The sequence below is a fragment of the Streptomyces sp. SAI-170 genome (genome assembly GCF_049739565.1).
Lineage (GTDB): Bacteria > Actinomycetota > Actinomycetes > Streptomycetales > Streptomycetaceae > Streptomyces.
Genome location: NZ_JBMGQD010000001.1, coordinates 538,602 through 553,485, shown reverse-complemented (window position 1 = coordinate 553,485; position 14,884 = coordinate 538,602). Strand labels below are relative to the sequence as shown.

Sequence of the window (14,884 nt, the reverse complement as noted above, 5' to 3'; positions counted from 1 at the left end):
CATGGCGGCCGGTCCCGTCCCCACAGAGGGCGCGGAAGGGGCGCGGTTCTCCTCGGCACCCCGCCTCGCCGACCTCACCTGGCCCGACCTCACCGACCGCGCCCCCCTGGTGCTGCTGCCCCTCGGCTCCTGCGAACAGCACGGCCCGCACCTGCCGTTGGACACCGACACCACCGTGGCCTGCGTGGTCGCCGCACGTGCCGCCCAGCGGCTGCGCGGCGAGGCCGACGTGCTGGTCGCGCCGTGCCAGCCGTACGGCGCCAGCGGCGAGCACGAGGGGTTCCCGGGCACCGTGTCCGTCGGCCATGACGCGCTGCGCCTGCTGGTCACGGAGATCGGCCGCTCCATGCTGCGCTGGGCGGGCCGGCTGCTCGTGGTCAACGGGCACGGCGGCAACCTGGTGAGCCTCGCCGACGCGGTGACCGGGCTGCGGCACGAGCGCCGGGACGTGGCCTGGTGGCCGTGCCTGCCGCCCGGCTCCGACGCCCACGCGGGCCACGCCGAGACCTCGATGATGCTGCGGCTGCGCTCGTCGGCGGTCCGGCGGGAACGGGCCGTCGCCGGACCGACCGACGCGGTCCATCTGCTGATGGACCGGCTGGTCACCGAATCCGTCCGCGGGGTCAGCCCGTCCGGTGTCCTCGGCGACCCCACCGGGGCCCGAGCGAGCGAGGGCGAACGGCTCCTCGACAGCATGGCGGACCGGCTCGCCGCCGACATCCGCGCCTGGAAGGTCTCAGGGCGCGGCCGGCTGGGGCTGCCCGAGCGGCAGCCTGTGGAGGCGGGGCGATGACCGGCCCCAGGGTCGCCGTCGTCACCGGCGCCGCCCGCGGCATCGGCGCGGCGACCGTACGCCGGCTGGCCCGCGCGGGCTGGGCGGTGGTCGCCGTGGACCGCTGCGCCGACGACCCCGACGTGCCGTATCCGCTGGCCGAGCCCGGCCAACTGGACGTCCTCGCCCAGGGTTTCCCGCTGGTCCGTCCGGTCCGCGCGGACGTCCGGGACGAGCCCGCGCTGCGTGCGGCCGTCGACCTCGCCGAGAGCGAGTTCGGCGGACTCGACGCCGCCGTGGCCGCGGCTGCCGTCCTGCTCGGCGGCGGCCCGGTGTGGGAGCAGACCGACGCGCAGTGGCGGACCCTGCTCGACGTGGACGTCATGGGCGTCACCCGGCTCGCCCGCGCCGCCGTACCCGCCCTGCTGCGCAGACCCCGGCCCCGCAGCGGCCGGTTCGTGGCCCTCGCCTCGGCCGCGGCGCACCGCGGGCTGTGGCACCTGGGCGCCTACTGCGCCGCCAAGCACGCCGTGGTCGGCCTGGTCCGCGGCCTCGCCTGCGACCTGCGCGGCACCGGGGTCAACGCCCTCGCCGTGTCACCCGGCTCGACCCGCACGGACATGCTCCGGGCCACCGCCGGCCTGTACGACCTGCCCGACATCGACGACCTCGCCGACCGGCAGCTCACCGGTCGCCCACTGGAACCGGAGGAGGTGGCCGCCGTGGTGGCCTGGGCCTGCTCTGCCGACTCCTTCGCCGTCACCGGCTCCGTACTCCACGCGGACGGGGGATTCACGGCATGACACTCGTACGCTCTCTGCCCTCACCGGGTGTGCTCGTTCCCCCGGCCGACGCCACCCTGCCCGCAGGATTCACGGTCGAACTCGCCCCCGGGACCCACCGCTCGCGGGACGGACGGCTCATGACCGGCGGGTCACCGCTGAGGCTGATCCGGCTGACCGACGCGGCCGTCCGGCGCCTGGGCGACGGCCGGTTCTCCGTGACGGACGCGCCGAGCGCGGCCCTGGCCCGGCGGCTGCTGGACGCCGGCGTGGTGCACCCGCGCCCCGCCAGGGTGGCGCCGACGACGCCGGCCGAGGACACGACGGTCGTGATCCCCGTCCGCGACCGCGCCGCCCAACTCGACCGGCTCCTGGACGCCCTGCGCTCCGACCCGGCGACCGCTGCCCTGCCGGTGCTGGTGGTGGACGACGGCTCCGACGCCCCGGCCGCCCTGGCAGGCGTGGCCCGCCGACACGGCGCCCGGCTGCTGGTGCACCCGTACAACCGGGGCCCGGCGGCGGCACGCAACACCGGCCTGCGCCACGCCCGCACCGCGTACGTGGCGTTCTGCGACTCCGACGTGGTGCCCGAACCGGGCTGGCTCGCAACCCTGCTGGCGCAGTTCGCCGATCCGGCGGTGGCGCTCGCCGCGCCCCGGGTGGTCGCGCTGCCGGTGCCCTCACCGGGGCTCCTGGACCGGTACGAGGAGGTCCGCTCGCCGCTGGACATGGGCGCGGTGGAAGGACCGGTGGTGCCCGTGTCGGCGCTCTCCTACGTGCCCAGCGCGACGATCGTGGTCCGCAGAACGGCCGTCGGCGCCGGATTCGACCCGGCCCTGCGCGTCGGCGAGGACGTCGACCTGTGCATGCGGCTGCACGAGGCGGGCTGGCGGCTGCGCTACGTCCCCTCGGCCCGGGTCGGCCACCGCCACCGCACCGACCCGCGCAGCTGGCTCGCCCAACGCGCGGGGTACGGCACCGGCGCCGCCGCCCTGGCGCTGCGTCACCCCGGACTCGTGCCGCCGCTGTACGCCGCGCCCTGGTCGCTGGCCGCCTGCGCCCTGCTGCTGCGGGGCCGGCCGGTGTCGGTGGCCGCGGCCGTGGCGCTGACCGGCGTGACCGCCGTACGGCTGGCCCGCCGGATGCCCGACGCCGACCGGCCGGCGCGCGCCGGCGCCCTGCTGACGCTCGCCGCGGTGCGCGGCACCGCCGAGCAACTGCTGCGCTGCGCCACTCGCCACCACTGGCCGGTCGCCCTCGCCGCGGCCGGCGTGAACCGCCGCGCACGGCAGGTGCTGATCGCCGCCGCCGTCGCCGACGGGCTGCTCGACCACCGGCGCTCCGGCAGCACGCTCCCGCCCCTCACCCACCTGGTGCTTCGCCGCCTGGACGACCTGGCCTACGGCTGGGGCGTATGGCAGGGCGCTCTGCGCCACAGGACCACCTCCCCGCTACGGCCACGACTCGCGCTGCGCGTGGTGAGCCGCTGGACCGGCGCACGCCCCCAGCCGTAGAGCTGCGCACGCGCCCGGCCGTGGAGCAGCGCGCGCCCCCCGGCCGTAGAGCGGCGCACTTCCTGGGCCGTGGATCAGCGCGCGCCGTGACCGCCAACCTGCCGCCAACCCTGTCCGCCCACTGTGGCCCTCGGGGACAGGCCCGCCCCCGGGCAGGCCCCGCCCCGGCACCCGCACCTCACTGGAGGATTCCGTATGTCTCCCCGTTCCGACCACCAGGTCCGCCCGCAGAGCCCGCGCCCCATCCCGGGCACGGCCCGGCCCGTACCGTCCGCGCAGGCCGGCGACGACGACCGCCTGGCGTTCTGGGCGGAACAGGCCGCGCGGCTGGACTGGGACACCGGGTGGGACGAGGTCCTCGACTGGTCGGACGCCCCCTTCGCCCGCTGGTTCACCGGCGGGAAGCTGAACGTGGCGTACAACTGCGTCGACCGGCATGTCGAGGCCGGACACGGCGACCAGGTGGCCTTCCACTGGGAGGGCGAGCCCGGTGACACCCGTACGATCACCTACGCCGAGCTGCGGAGCGAGGTCTGCCGGACCGCCAACGCGCTGCTGTCCCTGGGCCTGCGCGCCGGGGACCGGGTCGCGATCCAGCTGCCGATGATCCCCGAGGCGGTGTTCGCCATGCTGGCCTGCGCGCGGCTCGGGCTGCCGCACAGCGTGGTCTTCGGCGGGTTCTCCCCGGCCGCGCTCCAGTCCCGTATCGAGGACGCCGAGGCACGGCTGCTCATCACCGCGGACGGCCAGTACCGCCGGGGCAGGGCCGAGCCGATGAAGGCCAACACTGACGAGGCGACCTCGGCCACGCCGGGCGTCGAGCACGTCCTGGTGGTTCGCCGCACCGGCACCGAGGTGCCGTGGACCGAGGGCCGCGACCTGTGGTGGCACGAGCTGGTGGACGCCCAGTCCGACCGGCACACCCCCGAGGCGTTCGACGCCGAGCACCCGCTGTTCATCCTCTACACCTCGGGCACCACGGGGAAGCCGAAGGGCATCCTGCACACCTCCGGCGGCTACCTCACCCAGACCGCGTACACCCACCGCACCGTCTTCGGCCTCGACCCGGACACCGACGTGTACTGGTGCACCGCGGACGTCGGCTGGATCACCGGGCACTCGTACATCGTCTACGGGCCGCTCGCCAACCGCACCACATCCGTCCTGTACGAGGGCACGCCCAACTCCCCCCACGAGGGGCGGCACTTCGAGATGATCGAGAAGTACGGCGTCTCCGTCTACTACACGGCGCCCACGCTCATCCGGACCTTCATGAAGTGGGGCGAGGACCTCCCGGCCCGCTACGACCTGTCGTCGATCGGGGTGCTCGGCAGTGTGGGTGAGCCGATCAACCCCGAGGCGTGGCGCTGGTACCGCAAGCACCTCGGGGCCGACCGGGCGCCGGTCGTGGACACCTGGTGGCAGACGGAGACGGGTGCGGTGATGATCGCGCCGCTGCCCGACAGCCCGGGCTTGAAGCCCGGTTCGGCGCAGACCCCGCTGCCGGGGATCTCCGCCAAGGTGGTCGACGACCAGGGCAGGGAGGTCGGCCGGGGCGAGAGCGGCTGTCTGGTGCTGGACCAGCCGTGGCCGTCCATGCTGCGCGGGGTGTGGGGTGACGAGGAACGCTTCCGGGAGACGTACTGGTCCCGCTTCGCGGCGCAGGGTTACTACTTCGCCGGGGACGGCGCCCGCTACGACGAGGACGGCGACATCTGGCTGCTCGGCCGCGTCGACGACGTGATGAACGTGTCGGGGCACCGGATCTCCACCTCCGAGGTCGAGTCGGCGCTCGTCTCGCACCCCGCGGTGGCCGAGGCGGCCGTGGTCGGCGCCTCGGACGCGACGACCGGACAGGCGATCGTCGCCTTCGTCATCCTGCGCGCGGACGCCGGGGAAGAGGTGGCGACCGGAGTCCTGCGCGAGCACGTGGCGCGGGAGATCGGCCCCATCGCCAAGCCCCGCCAGATCATGGTCGTCCCCGAGCTGCCCAAGACACGCTCCGGCAAGATCATGCGCCGGCTGCTGCGGGACGTCGCGGAGAACCGGGAGGTCGGCGACGTCACCACGCTCGCGGACGCCTCGGTCATGGACCTCATCAGCGCCGGCCGGACCGATCCGTCCCGCCCGGCCGACTGACCGGCGAAGGACCAGGAGGCACCGTCATGGCACACACACGCACGCTGACCGGCCGGGTCGTACTCGTCACCGGGGAGGGCGGCCTCGCCGCCGCCATGGCGGGAAGCCTCCTGGCCCGCGGAGCCGTCGTGGCGCTGGCCGGCCCCGACGCCGAGGAGACCCGCCGCACGGCACCGCCGGGCTCCCCGCTGCTCGCGCTGACCTCGGCCCGCGACGGCATGGCCGGGCCCGCCCAGGCCGTCGACAGGGTCGTCGAGCGGCTCGGACGCCTGGACCACCTGGTGAACCTGGTGGCGGGCCGCCCCAGCCCGGGTCCGCTGATGGAACTGGACCCGCTGGCCCTGCGCGACGTCCTGCACCGCGACCTGGTGACCCCGCTGGCCTGCACCCAGCGCGCCTACTGGCGCTGGATGGCCGCCCACGGCGGATCGGTGGTGAACGTGGTGGCGGACACGGCGCGCAGCGGCCCTCAGGACGCCGCCCTGGGCGCTCTCACCGAACTCACCGAATGGCTCGCCGCCGAACTGGCCCCACAGGTGCACGTCCGCACGCTGATCCCGAGCCCGTCCCTGGCGACGGTGGCCTACCGGCACGCCGTGTCAGAGGTGCTGTGCGATCTGCTGCTCCACGGCACGGACCCCGCCGACGGGCCGGTGCTCGTCCTGAGCGAGGAACCCGCCTGCCCGACCCGGGCCGCCTGACCCGACCGAACACACGAACCCGAAAGGTGTCACCCTGATGCGCATCGTCCTCATCGGCCCCCCTGGAGCGGGCAAGGGCACCCAGGCAGCCGTTCTCAGCGAGCGGCTCCACGTCCCCCACATCTCCACCGGCGACCTGTTCCGGGACCATGTCACCCGCCGGACCCCCCTCGGCCGGGACGCCCAGCGCTACCTCGACACCGGCGAACTCGTCCCCGACACCGTCACCGTCGGCATGGTCCGCGAACGCCTCGCGCGCCCGGACGCCCGGCACGGCTTCCTCCTCGACGGATTCCCCCGTACGGTGCCGCAGGCCCGGGAACTCACCACCGTACTGGCCGCCACCGGCGCCACGCTGGACGCGGTGCTGGAGCTCACGGCGCCCGAAGACGTCGTGGTGCAACGGCTGTTGAGCCGAGGCCGGCCGGACGACACCGAGGACGTCGTACGGCACCGGCAGCGGGTGTACGAGAGTCGGACCGCGCCGCTCCTCGCCCACTACGCGGGCATCCTGGTCACGGTTCCCGCGGTCGGGCCGGTCGAGGACATCACGGCGCGTGCCCTGGCGGGCCTGACGGAGGCGGGGGCCGCCTGAGCGAAGGACGGTCAGTCGAGACAGAACTCGTTGCCCTCGACGTCCTGCATCACGATGCAGGACTCGTTCTCCTCATCGGCAAGGAGCACCTGCACCTGCACCGCACCGAGCGCCACCAGCCGCTCGCATTCGGCCTGGAGCGTGGCCAGGCGCTCGTCACCCACGAGTCCGGTACCGACCCGCACATCGAGATGCACCCGGTTCTTGGCGACCTTGCCCTCGGGAACGCGCTGGAAGTACAGCCGCGGGCCCACCCCCGTGGGATCACTGCACGCGAACCACGAACCCCGCTCCTCCGCAGGCAGCGAGCGATTGAAGTCGTCCCACGTGGCGAACCCCTCCGGCGGCGGCGGTGCGACATACCCCAGCACCTCGCACCAGAAACGACCGACGCGCTCAGGCTCTGCGCAGTCGAAGGTGACCTGGACCTTTTTCACCGATGCCATCGGGCCACCATAACAAAGGGATGATCATGCTCGATCGCCGGTACTGATGCGCGGCAGCGTTCGTCGGCGGCCAGGCGCTCGCGCCGGACGGCAGCCTGGTGCCGGAGGGCAGCCGCATATGATCACGTCTCCGAACCCGAGAGCGACAGGAGGCCGAACGCGCATGGAGGATCAGCGTGTTGTGGTGGTGACCGGCGGAGGGACGGGGATCGGCGCGGCGACCGCACGCCTGCTCCGGGCGGCCGGGCACGATGTCGTCGTCTCCGGCCGACGGCCGGAGCCGCTGCACCGCATCGCCGAGGAGACCGGAGCGCTGGCCTGCCCGGCTGACACCACCGAGCCGGATGACGTTCTCCGTCTGGTGGACACCGTCGTCGCCCGATTCGGCCGGCTCGACGGGCTGGTCGTCAACGCGGGCGTGGGGCGCGGCGGGGGAGTCGGGGAACTGTCCGACGAGGACTGGGAGTTGGTGCTCCGCACCAACCTCACCGGCCCGTTCCTTCTGATGCGGGCGGCACTGCCCCACCTGCTTCGCGCCCGGGGCTCGGTCGTCGCCGTCGCTTCGGTCTCCGCTCTGCGCAACGGAGTGGGCAACGCCGCCTACGCCACGTCCAAGGCGGCACTGCTGCAGTTGTGCCGGTCGCTGTCCGTCGACTACGGCCCGCAGGGTCTGCGAGCCAACACCGTCTGCCCCAGCTGGGTGCGCACCGAGATGGCCGATCGCCGCATGGCCCGCTTCGTCGAGGACGCCGGACTGGTCTCCGGCGAGCTGGACGAAGCGTACGAGGAAGCCACCCGGCTGCTGCCGGCCCGCCGCCCCGGAGACCCCCAGGAGGTGGCCGAGGCCATCGCCTGGCTGCTCTCACCGGCCGCGTCCTTCGTCAACGGAGCCGTGCTGACCGTGGACGGAGGCGCGACCGCTGTCGACCCCGGGACTGTTCCCTTCGATTTCAGCGTCGTCCCACGCGAGAGTAAGGGTTGACCCCCTGCGCAGCAGCCGATTGCTCGGGCGCCTGTCACAGCGCCCGGGCCGCGTAGGCCCTGACGTCCGCGTCCGGGTCCGTCGTCGCGGTGGCCAGAGCCTGCCGGGCTTCGGCGACGGCGCGGTGGCGGATCAGTGCCCTCACGGCGGCCTTACGGACATCGGCGTTGGGGTCGGCGAGCGTCTTGGCGAGGGCCGGTACGGCCTGGCCGGGGTCTGCGGAGGACAGGGCGGTCGCGGCGCCGGCCCGTACCTGCCAGGCCGGGTCGGACAGGGCGGCCTCGGCGCGTGCGGCCGGCGGGGGCGGGCAGCCCGTGGTCCCCAGTGCCTCGTAGGCCGCCGCGCGGACCAGGGCGTCCGGGTCGGCGGTGAGCTCGGCGAGGGCCGGGAGCACCTCGTCGGGGACGGCCGGCGCGGTGTCGTCGAGCCGCCCCGCGGACACGGTGGCCAAGGCCTTGGCGAGGGCGACGCGGACCTCGCGGGAGGTGTCGGCGGCTGCCGCGCGAGCCAGTTCCTCGACGGCGTCGACCGACACGAGGGCGCGTACCGCGGCGATCCGGACAGCGGTGTCGGGGTCCCCGAGGGACCGCGTGAACAGCGCGGTGTCACCAAGTCGCAGGACGCGCAGGGCGTCCAGCGAGGTGGCGCGGGCGACGGGGTCGGCCGAGGCCACGGCCGAGACGAGGCTGTCGCGCAGGGCCGGTTCCGGGGCCAGTGTCTCGACCAGTTCCCGCAGTGAGGCGGCCGCGGCGGCCCGGACGCCGGCGTCGGTGTCGGTGAGCGCGGCCGCCAGGGCCGGTCCGGTGCCCGAGGGCACCGTCTCGGTCAGGACGGTGACCGCCGTACGGCGGACGCCGGGATCGGGGTCGGTGAGGTAGGGGACGAGATCGCTGAGCGGCGGCTCGTCCTCCGCGAGGGCGAGCAGCTCCAGCAGGCGCGGCGTGGCCGGAGCGTCCGTGTCGGTGCCGCGCGAGGCGGGTGCCGCTTGCCGCAGCGCGACGGGTGCCGCTTCCCGGGCCCCGGCGGTCGCCACCTGTTCCGGCCGGATCTCGCCGAGATGCCGGGAGGTGCCGCCGACCGCGTTGAAGCCGTCGACCGGGACCAGATAGGGAGCCACCGGACGGGCCGTGAACTCCATCGTGCCCGCAGGCGACTTGCGCAGATCGAGGTGGTGGAACCAGGAGGCGTCGTCGCGCTGAGGGTGGTCGAGCCGCTCGTGGTAGAGGCCCCAGCGGGACTCCGTACGGGCCAGAGAAGCCCGCGCGGCCATCTCCGCGCAGTCCCGGATGAAGGACACTTCCGCACAGCGCATCAGCTCGTGCGGGGTGCGAGCACCCATCGCCGCGATGTCCGCGCGCATCCGCTCGAACGCCTCCAGCGCCAGCGACAGCCGGGCGCCGGACTTCGGCGGGGTGACGTAGTCGTTGACGAAGCGGCGCAGCTTGTACTCGACCTGGGGCTGCGGCGGACCTTCGGGGTGGCGCAGCGGCCGATAGATCAGCTCGTGCGCCTCGCGCAGCTGGTCGGCCGGCAACTCCCCTTCGTACGGCCGGAACTGCGCTGCGTCGGCGCCCGCCAGGTCCCCGAAGACGAACGCGCCGATCATGTAGTTGTGCGGGACGCAGGCCAGGTCTCCGGCCGCGTACAGCCGGGGGACCGTCGTACGGGCGTGGTCGTCCACCCGTACACCCGAGGCGGAATGGCCGCCGCACAGGCCGATCTCGGAGATGTGCATCTCCACGTCGTGGGTGCGGTAGTCGTGGCCGCGGCCCGCGTGGAAGGTGCCGCGTGTCGGGCGCTCGGTGGAGTGCAGGATCGTCTCCAGCGCCGAGATCGACTCCTCCGGCAGATGGCTCAGCTTCAGGTACACCGGGCCCCGGTCGCCGGCCACCTCCGCCGCGAACTCGGCCATCATCTGCCCCGACCAGTAGTCGGAGTCGACGAAGCGTTCGCCGTGCCGGTTGACCTGATAGCCGCCGAAGGGGTTGGCGACATAGGCGCAGGCCGGGCCGTTGTAGTCCTTGATCAGCGGGTTGATCTGGAAGCACTCGATGCCGGTGAGCTCGGCGCCCGCGTGGTACGCCATGGCGTAGCCGTCACCGGCGTTGGTCGGGTTCTCGTAGGTGCCGTACAGGTATCCGGAGGCGGGCAGACCCAGCCGGCCGCAGGCGCCGGTCGCGAGGATCACCGCGCCCGCCCGGACGGTGACGAACCGCCCCGTACGGGTGTCGAAGCCGGCCGCCCCCACGGCACGCCCCTCGGCGGTCAGCACGCGCACCGGCATCACCCGGTTCTCGATCCGGATCCGCTCGCGCATCTCGCGCCGCCGCAACTGCCGGTACAGGACCTTCTTGACGTCCTTGCCCTCCGGCATCGGCAGCACGTACGAGCCCGAGCGGTGGACCTGGCGTACGGCGTACTCGCCGTGCTCGTCCTTCTCGAACTTCACTCCGTACGACTCCAGGCGCTGCACCATGGCGAAGCCGCGGGTGGCGGTCTGGCGGACGGTGCTCTGGTCGACGATGCCGTCGTTGGCGCGGGTGATCTCGGCGACGTAGTCGTCGGGCTCGGCACGCCCGGGGATCACCGCGTTGTTGACGCCGTCCATGCCCATCGCGAGTGCGCCGGAGTGGCGGACGTGCGCCTTCTCCAGCAGCAGCACGTCCGCGCCGTGCTCGGCGGCGGTCAGGGCCGCCATGGTGCCGGCGGTGCCGCCGCCGATGACGAGGACGTCACAGCTCAGTTCCGCCGCGTCGGCCAGGGCCGGGATCTGCAGGGGGGTGTCCACCAGGGTGCCTTTCAAGAACCGAGTGAGGTGAGGACTTCGCGCCGCAGGGCGAGGCGCGCCGGATCGTCGTGCGCCGCCCGTTCACGCGGACGCGGTACCTCGCGTACGGCGGTCAGCCGGCCGGAGCCGAGGAGGGCGACCCGGTCGCCGAGGAACAGGGCCTCGTCGACGTCGTGGGTGACGAAGACGACGGTCGCGCCCGTGCCGTGCAGCACCTCCACCAGCAGGTCCTGCATGCCGGCGCGGGTCTGGGCGTCGAGCGCGCCGAAGGGTTCGTCCATGAGGACGGCGCGCGGCCGGGCGGCCAGGACGCGGGCCAGTTGGGCGCGCTGGCGTTGCCCGCCGGAGACCCGGTGCGGCAACTGCGCAGCCAGCTCGGCGAGTTCGACCCGTTCCAGCCAGGCCTCGGCCTGTTCCCTGCGCCGCGCGCGCGGCAGGCCCTGGATGGCGAGGGGCAGTTCGACATTGGCGCGCAGGGTGCGCCAGGGCAGCAGGGCGTCCTCCTGGAAGACCAGTGCACGGTCCGCCCCCGGTCCGGTCACCGGCCGGCCGTCCTGTTCCACCGCCCCGTCCAGCACGGGCAGCAGACCGGCGAAGGTGCGCAGCAGGGTCGACTTGCCGCAGCCGGAGGTGCCGACGACGGTGAGGATCTCGCCCGGCGCGACGTCCAGGTGTACGTCGGCCACGGCCTGGGCGTCCGGCCGGCCGAGCGTGGCGCCGCGCAGGGTGAGGCTGGTGCCGCGCGGGGCCGCGAAGGCGGTCCTCGCCTCGGCGAGTCCGGTCTCAGACGAGGTGCTCATCGCGTGCCTCCTCGGCCTTGGCGGGTTCGACGGTGGACGCCGGGGCCCGTCGTGCGGGGTGGGGCCGTACGGCGGGGTCGTACGACGCACGCGGCAGCCAGCGGGTCAGACGGCGGCCGGCCAGTTCGACGGCGGTGGAGGTCAGCCAGCCGAGCAGGCCGATGGTGACCATGCCGACGAAGACCCCCGGATAGTCGACGATCGTGTAGTCCTGCCAGGTGCGGTAACCGACGCCGTACTGGCCGGAGATCATCTCGGCGGAGATCACACAGATCCAGGACACACCGATGCCGACCGACAGGCCGCCGAAGATGCCGGGCAGCGCGCCCGGCAGGACGACCGAGCCGAGGATCCGCCACCGGCCGCCGCCCATGGTGCGCACGGCCTCTTCCCACACGGGGGTCAGGGCGCGCACCGCGTGCCGGGTGGAGACCAGGACGGGGAAGAAGGCGGCGGTGAAGGTGATGAACACGATGCCTTGTTCGTTGGAGGGGAACAGCAGGATCGCGACGGGGACCAGGGCGATCGCGGGGATGGGCCGCACCACCTCCAGGACCGGGCCGAGCAGGTCCTCGGCGAGCCGTGAGCGGGCCACGAGCATGCCGGTGGCCACGCCCAGGACGGCGGCGAGCAGGAAGCCGGTCACGATCCGGGTGAGGCTCTCGGAGAGGTCGGTCCAGTAGTCGGGTCCCGACAGCCGGTCGGTGAAGGCCCGCCCCACGTCGGTCACCGTGGGGAACTGCGAGAAGCGCACCCACAGGTCCACGTCGAAGGCGGTCAGCGACTGCCACAGCCCGAGAGCGGCGGCCAGTGAACCGGTCCGCAGCGCGAGCCGGCCCGCCCGACCGGGGTAGCGGCTCACGAGACCCGTCCCAGGGCGTCCTCGTACGTGACCACCCGGGCGCCGTCGTGACCGGCCACGTACGCCCGTGCGGTGGCCGGGGCGACGAAGGGCAGCAACTGCTCGCCGTCCGCGACCCAGACGGCCTTGTCGGCGAACCAGAGGGTGCCGGTGGTGGCGTCGGGGACGTAGGCCGCGCGGACGCCGCCCTCGTGCTCGGCGACGTACGCGAGGAGCTGGTTCGGGGAGGAGAAGCTCCGGGTCTTCGCGCTTCCCTTGGGCCAGACCTCGCTCGCGGTGGCGGGCGGGGAGGCGGCGAGCCGCCGCGCGTAGCCGGCGCCGAGGGCCTTCTTCACGTACCGGTCGTCGACGAAGGAGTCCACGTCGATGTCACCGGTCAGCCCGGCGGCCTTGAGGACGGGCACGTCCTGCTCGAGCGCGGAGACGAGCTGCGGCTTGATCGCCGGGTCGAAGGTGGAGATCCCGTGGGCGCCGTTGTAGAGGTAGACGACCTCGGCCGGCAGCCCGGTCGCCTCCGCGACCTGCTCGGCGGCCTGGACCGGATGGGCGTCGAGGTAGTCGGTCGCCTCTGCCTGGGCCTTCAGGAACGCCTCCAGTACGGCGGGGTGCTGCTCGGCGAAGTCCTCGCGGGCCGTGACGCCGTGGAACGTCGGCAGGTTCAGCTGGGCACCGTCGTAGAGCGCCTTCGCCTTGCCCTGGTGGGCGAGCAGGCCCGGCCAGGCGACGAACTGCGACAGGGCGTCCGCGCTGCCGGCCGAGAGGGCCGAGGCGCCCACCGCGGGCTGCTGGTTGAGCTTTTCGACCTCCTCGTTCGGGTCGATGCCGGCCCGTTGCAGGGCCCGTACGAGAGTGCCGTCGGCGGCGGAGCCGACGCTCGTGGAGACCTTCTTGCCCTTGAGGTCCTTCAGGTCGGCGAGGGTCGACTCCGGCGCGACGACGATCGTGTTGAGGCCGCCCTTGAGGTTGTAGCCGGTGACCGACACCAGGTGGGTGGGCTTGCCCAACTGCTCGCCGCGGGCCGCGTTGATGAGCAGCGGGAAGTCGCCCATCGACCCGATGTCGATCTTCCCCGCGGTCATCTGCGCGGTGATGGGCGCGCCGGTGGCGTAGTCCTGCCAGTCGACCTTGTACGTCCTGCCGTCGTGCAGGGCGTTCAACTGCTTCTCGAAGGAGCCGAGCGAGCGCAGCAGCGTCCCGGCCGTCACCGTGTTGATGGTCTTGGACTGGTATCCGACGGTGACGGTGACCGTGGAACCGTCACCCGCCTCGGCGCTGCCGCCGCAGGCGGACAGGGGGAGCAGAAGAGCGGAAGCGGCGAGCGCGACTGCCGTGCGTTTCATGGGAGTTGGGCCTCTCAGCGGAGCAGGTAGGGCATGTTGACCGTGACGGCTCCGGTGGGACAGCGGGCCGCGCACGGGCCGCAGTACCAGCACTCGTCGACGTGCATGTACGCCTTGCCGTTGGTCTCGTCGATGGCGAGCGAGTCCAGCGGGCACATGTCCACACAGAGCGTGCAGCCGTCGATGCACTTCGACTCGTCGATGGTCACGGGCACGTCGGCACGCTGGGGCACCAAGGGCATGGCTGTCTCCGGGAAGGTCGTGCGGTGGGGAGCGGGTGGTGTCTACAGGGAGCGGTGCAGCAGGCCGCTCATGGTGATGCGGTCGCCGCGGAACCGGATGAACTCCAGGTCGACCGGGCGGCCGTCCGCGAGGTGCGTGAGCCGTTCCAGCATCAGGACGGCCGCACCGCGGGGGGCTTGCAGGACGCCGGCGGAGTGCGCGTCCGCGTTCACCGCCTCCAGGGTGATCTCGGCATGCCCGAGCCGCTTGCCGGTGACGGCCTCCAGCAGGCGGAAGACGTCGGTGTTCTCCAGGTCGGCGCCGAGCAGGGCGGTGCCGATGTCGAGGGGGATGTAGGTGAGGTCCAGGGAGAGGGGGAGGCCGTTCAGGCGGCGCAGGCGTTCGATGTACAGGACATCGGCGCCGGGCGGGACCCGGAGGCGCTCGGCCACGGGAGCGGGCGCCGGGGCCGGTCCCATGGTGCGCACCTCATTGGTGACCCGGCCGTGCTCGCGCAGCGTCTCCGCGAGACCCATCAGCCGGTCGAGCCCGTGCGGGTACTTCTCGGCCACCACGACTGTGCCGACCCCGGGAAGACGCTCCACCAGCCCCTCCGCGCGCAGCAGGTCCAGCGCCTGACGCACGGTGTTGCGAGAGGCCCGGTAGTCGGCGGCCAGGACCGATTCGTGCGGCAGCGCCCCGGCCGGAAATCTCCCGCTCAGCACCTGATGACGCAGCAGGTCCGCGAGCTGCCGTGCCTGGTCCGCACGCAGCCGACGCCGCGTGCGCTGCGCCGCGACAGTGGGCGCGCCTTGTCCGGCGTGGTCCCGGATGCGGTCGGTGGGTGGCATGGCTGGAACCATAGCTATCCGGTAGGGATAGTGGTGTTGCTGGAGTGTTGCGCCACTTGACGGGTCGGCGGATGGGGGGCTGACCTGGGG

The 14,884-nt window shown here is 73.3% G+C and carries 14 protein-coding genes; 7 read left to right on the top strand and 7 right to left on the bottom strand.

What is annotated here, in order from left to right; genetic code table 11:
* Window position 1 precedes the first annotated feature (1 nt).
* The 6 genes from mftE to RKD23_RS02365 all read left to right on the top strand — a co-directional run bounded on the left by mftE (window position 2) and on the right by RKD23_RS02365 (window position 6,503).
* Complete coding sequence (gene mftE, locus RKD23_RS02390; protein WP_424852038.1) at window positions 2-793, top strand: mycofactocin biosynthesis peptidyl-dipeptidase MftE; 792 nt, start codon at window positions 2-4, stop codon at window positions 791-793.
* The gene (locus RKD23_RS02385) at window positions 790-1,575 is read left to right on the top strand and encodes a mycofactocin-coupled SDR family oxidoreductase (protein WP_424852037.1); all 786 of its coding nucleotides are present in this window, start codon (window positions 790-792) and stop codon (window positions 1,573-1,575) included. Before mftE ends, RKD23_RS02385 begins: the two co-directional genes overlap by 4 nt.
* On the top strand, window positions 1,572-3,068 hold the full coding sequence (mftF, locus tag RKD23_RS02380; RefSeq protein WP_424852036.1) for a mycofactocin biosynthesis glycosyltransferase MftF: 1,497 nt from the start codon (window positions 1,572-1,574) through the stop codon (window positions 3,066-3,068). Before RKD23_RS02385 ends, mftF begins: the two co-directional genes overlap by 4 nt.
* A gap of 195 nt (window positions 3,069-3,263) precedes the next feature.
* The gene (gene acs / locus RKD23_RS02375; protein WP_424852035.1) at window positions 3,264-5,207 is read left to right on the top strand and encodes an acetate--CoA ligase; all 1,944 of its coding nucleotides are present in this window, start codon (window positions 3,264-3,266) and stop codon (window positions 5,205-5,207) included.
* A 26-nt stretch (window positions 5,208-5,233) separates the two neighbouring features.
* The gene (locus RKD23_RS02370) at window positions 5,234-5,908 is read left to right on the top strand and encodes an SDR family NAD(P)-dependent oxidoreductase (RefSeq protein ID WP_424852034.1); all 675 of its coding nucleotides are present in this window, start codon (window positions 5,234-5,236) and stop codon (window positions 5,906-5,908) included.
* 37 nt (window positions 5,909-5,945) lie between these two features.
* On the top strand, window positions 5,946-6,503 hold the full coding sequence (locus RKD23_RS02365) for an adenylate kinase (protein WP_424852033.1): 558 nt from the start codon (window positions 5,946-5,948) through the stop codon (window positions 6,501-6,503).
* Between the two features lie 11 nt (window positions 6,504-6,514).
* On the opposite strand, the gene RKD23_RS02360 is transcribed toward RKD23_RS02365, so the two are convergent.
* Window positions 6,515-6,949 carry a VOC family protein gene (locus tag RKD23_RS02360; protein WP_424852032.1) on the bottom strand — a complete coding sequence of 145 codons (435 nt, stop codon included), beginning with the start codon at window positions 6,947-6,949 and terminating at the stop codon, window positions 6,515-6,517.
* A 163-nt stretch (window positions 6,950-7,112) separates the two neighbouring features.
* Here RKD23_RS02360 and RKD23_RS02355 point away from each other — a divergent pair, with 163 nt between their 5' ends.
* Complete coding sequence (locus RKD23_RS02355; RefSeq protein ID WP_424852031.1) at window positions 7,113-7,931, top strand: SDR family NAD(P)-dependent oxidoreductase; 819 nt, start codon at window positions 7,113-7,115, stop codon at window positions 7,929-7,931.
* A gap of 34 nt (window positions 7,932-7,965) precedes the next feature.
* Here RKD23_RS02355 and RKD23_RS02350 read toward each other — a convergent pair whose 3' ends face one another.
* The 6 genes from RKD23_RS02350 to RKD23_RS02325 are packed head-to-tail and all read right to left on the bottom strand — an operon-like array spanning window position 7,966 to window position 14,794.
* Window positions 7,966-10,719 (bottom strand): fumarate reductase/succinate dehydrogenase flavoprotein subunit, encoded by a 2,754-nt coding sequence (locus RKD23_RS02350; RefSeq protein ID WP_424852030.1) that lies wholly within the window; start codon window positions 10,717-10,719, stop codon window positions 7,966-7,968.
* A gap of 11 nt (window positions 10,720-10,730) precedes the next feature.
* Window positions 10,731-11,519 (bottom strand): ABC transporter ATP-binding protein, encoded by a 789-nt coding sequence (locus tag RKD23_RS02345; RefSeq protein WP_424852029.1) that lies wholly within the window; start codon window positions 11,517-11,519, stop codon window positions 10,731-10,733.
* Window positions 11,503-12,381 carry an ABC transporter permease gene (locus tag RKD23_RS02340; RefSeq protein ID WP_424852028.1) on the bottom strand — a complete coding sequence of 293 codons (879 nt, stop codon included), beginning with the start codon at window positions 12,379-12,381 and terminating at the stop codon, window positions 11,503-11,505. Before RKD23_RS02340 ends, RKD23_RS02345 begins: the two co-directional genes overlap by 17 nt.
* A complete protein-coding gene (locus RKD23_RS02335) occupies window positions 12,378-13,721 on the bottom strand; it encodes an ABC transporter substrate-binding protein (RefSeq protein ID WP_424852027.1) in 1,344 nt (447 codons plus the stop codon). Before RKD23_RS02335 ends, RKD23_RS02340 begins: the two co-directional genes overlap by 4 nt.
* Before the next feature lie 14 nt (window positions 13,722-13,735).
* On the bottom strand, window positions 13,736-13,963 hold the full coding sequence (locus RKD23_RS02330) for a 4Fe-4S dicluster domain-containing protein (RefSeq protein WP_351802318.1): 228 nt from the start codon (window positions 13,961-13,963) through the stop codon (window positions 13,736-13,738).
* Between the two features lie 42 nt (window positions 13,964-14,005).
* On the bottom strand, window positions 14,006-14,794 hold the full coding sequence (locus tag RKD23_RS02325) for a GntR family transcriptional regulator (RefSeq protein ID WP_424852026.1): 789 nt from the start codon (window positions 14,792-14,794) through the stop codon (window positions 14,006-14,008).
* Window positions 14,795-14,884 lie beyond the last annotated feature (90 nt).

What these genes read in the sequence shown, in the direction of transcription:
- mftE (WP_424852038.1), top strand. Translation starts at nt 2, where the DNA reads ATGGCGGCCGGTCCCGTCCCCACAGAGGGCGCGGAAGGGGCGCGGTTC.
- RKD23_RS02385 (WP_424852037.1), top strand. Translation starts at nt 790, where the DNA reads ATGACCGGCCCCAGGGTCGCCGTCGTCACCGGCGCCGCCCGCGGCATC.
- mftF (WP_424852036.1), top strand. Translation starts at nt 1,572, where the DNA reads ATGACACTCGTACGCTCTCTGCCCTCACCGGGTGTGCTCGTTCCCCCG.
- acs (WP_424852035.1), top strand. Translation starts at nt 3,264, where the DNA reads ATGTCTCCCCGTTCCGACCACCAGGTCCGCCCGCAGAGCCCGCGCCCC.
- RKD23_RS02370 (WP_424852034.1), top strand. Translation starts at nt 5,234, where the DNA reads ATGGCACACACACGCACGCTGACCGGCCGGGTCGTACTCGTCACCGGG.
- RKD23_RS02365 (WP_424852033.1), top strand. Translation starts at nt 5,946, where the DNA reads ATGCGCATCGTCCTCATCGGCCCCCCTGGAGCGGGCAAGGGCACCCAG.
- RKD23_RS02360 (WP_424852032.1), bottom strand. Translation starts at nt 6,949, where the DNA reads ATGGCATCGGTGAAAAAGGTCCAGGTCACCTTCGACTGCGCAGAGCCT.
- RKD23_RS02355 (WP_424852031.1), top strand. Translation starts at nt 7,113, where the DNA reads ATGGAGGATCAGCGTGTTGTGGTGGTGACCGGCGGAGGGACGGGGATC.
- RKD23_RS02345 (WP_424852029.1), bottom strand. Translation starts at nt 11,519, where the DNA reads ATGAGCACCTCGTCTGAGACCGGACTCGCCGAGGCGAGGACCGCCTTC.
- RKD23_RS02335 (WP_424852027.1), bottom strand. Translation starts at nt 13,721, where the DNA reads ATGAAACGCACGGCAGTCGCGCTCGCCGCTTCCGCTCTTCTGCTCCCC.
- RKD23_RS02330 (WP_351802318.1), bottom strand. Translation starts at nt 13,963, where the DNA reads ATGCCCTTGGTGCCCCAGCGTGCCGACGTGCCCGTGACCATCGACGAG.
- RKD23_RS02325 (WP_424852026.1), bottom strand. Translation starts at nt 14,794, where the DNA reads ATGCCACCCACCGACCGCATCCGGGACCACGCCGGACAAGGCGCGCCC.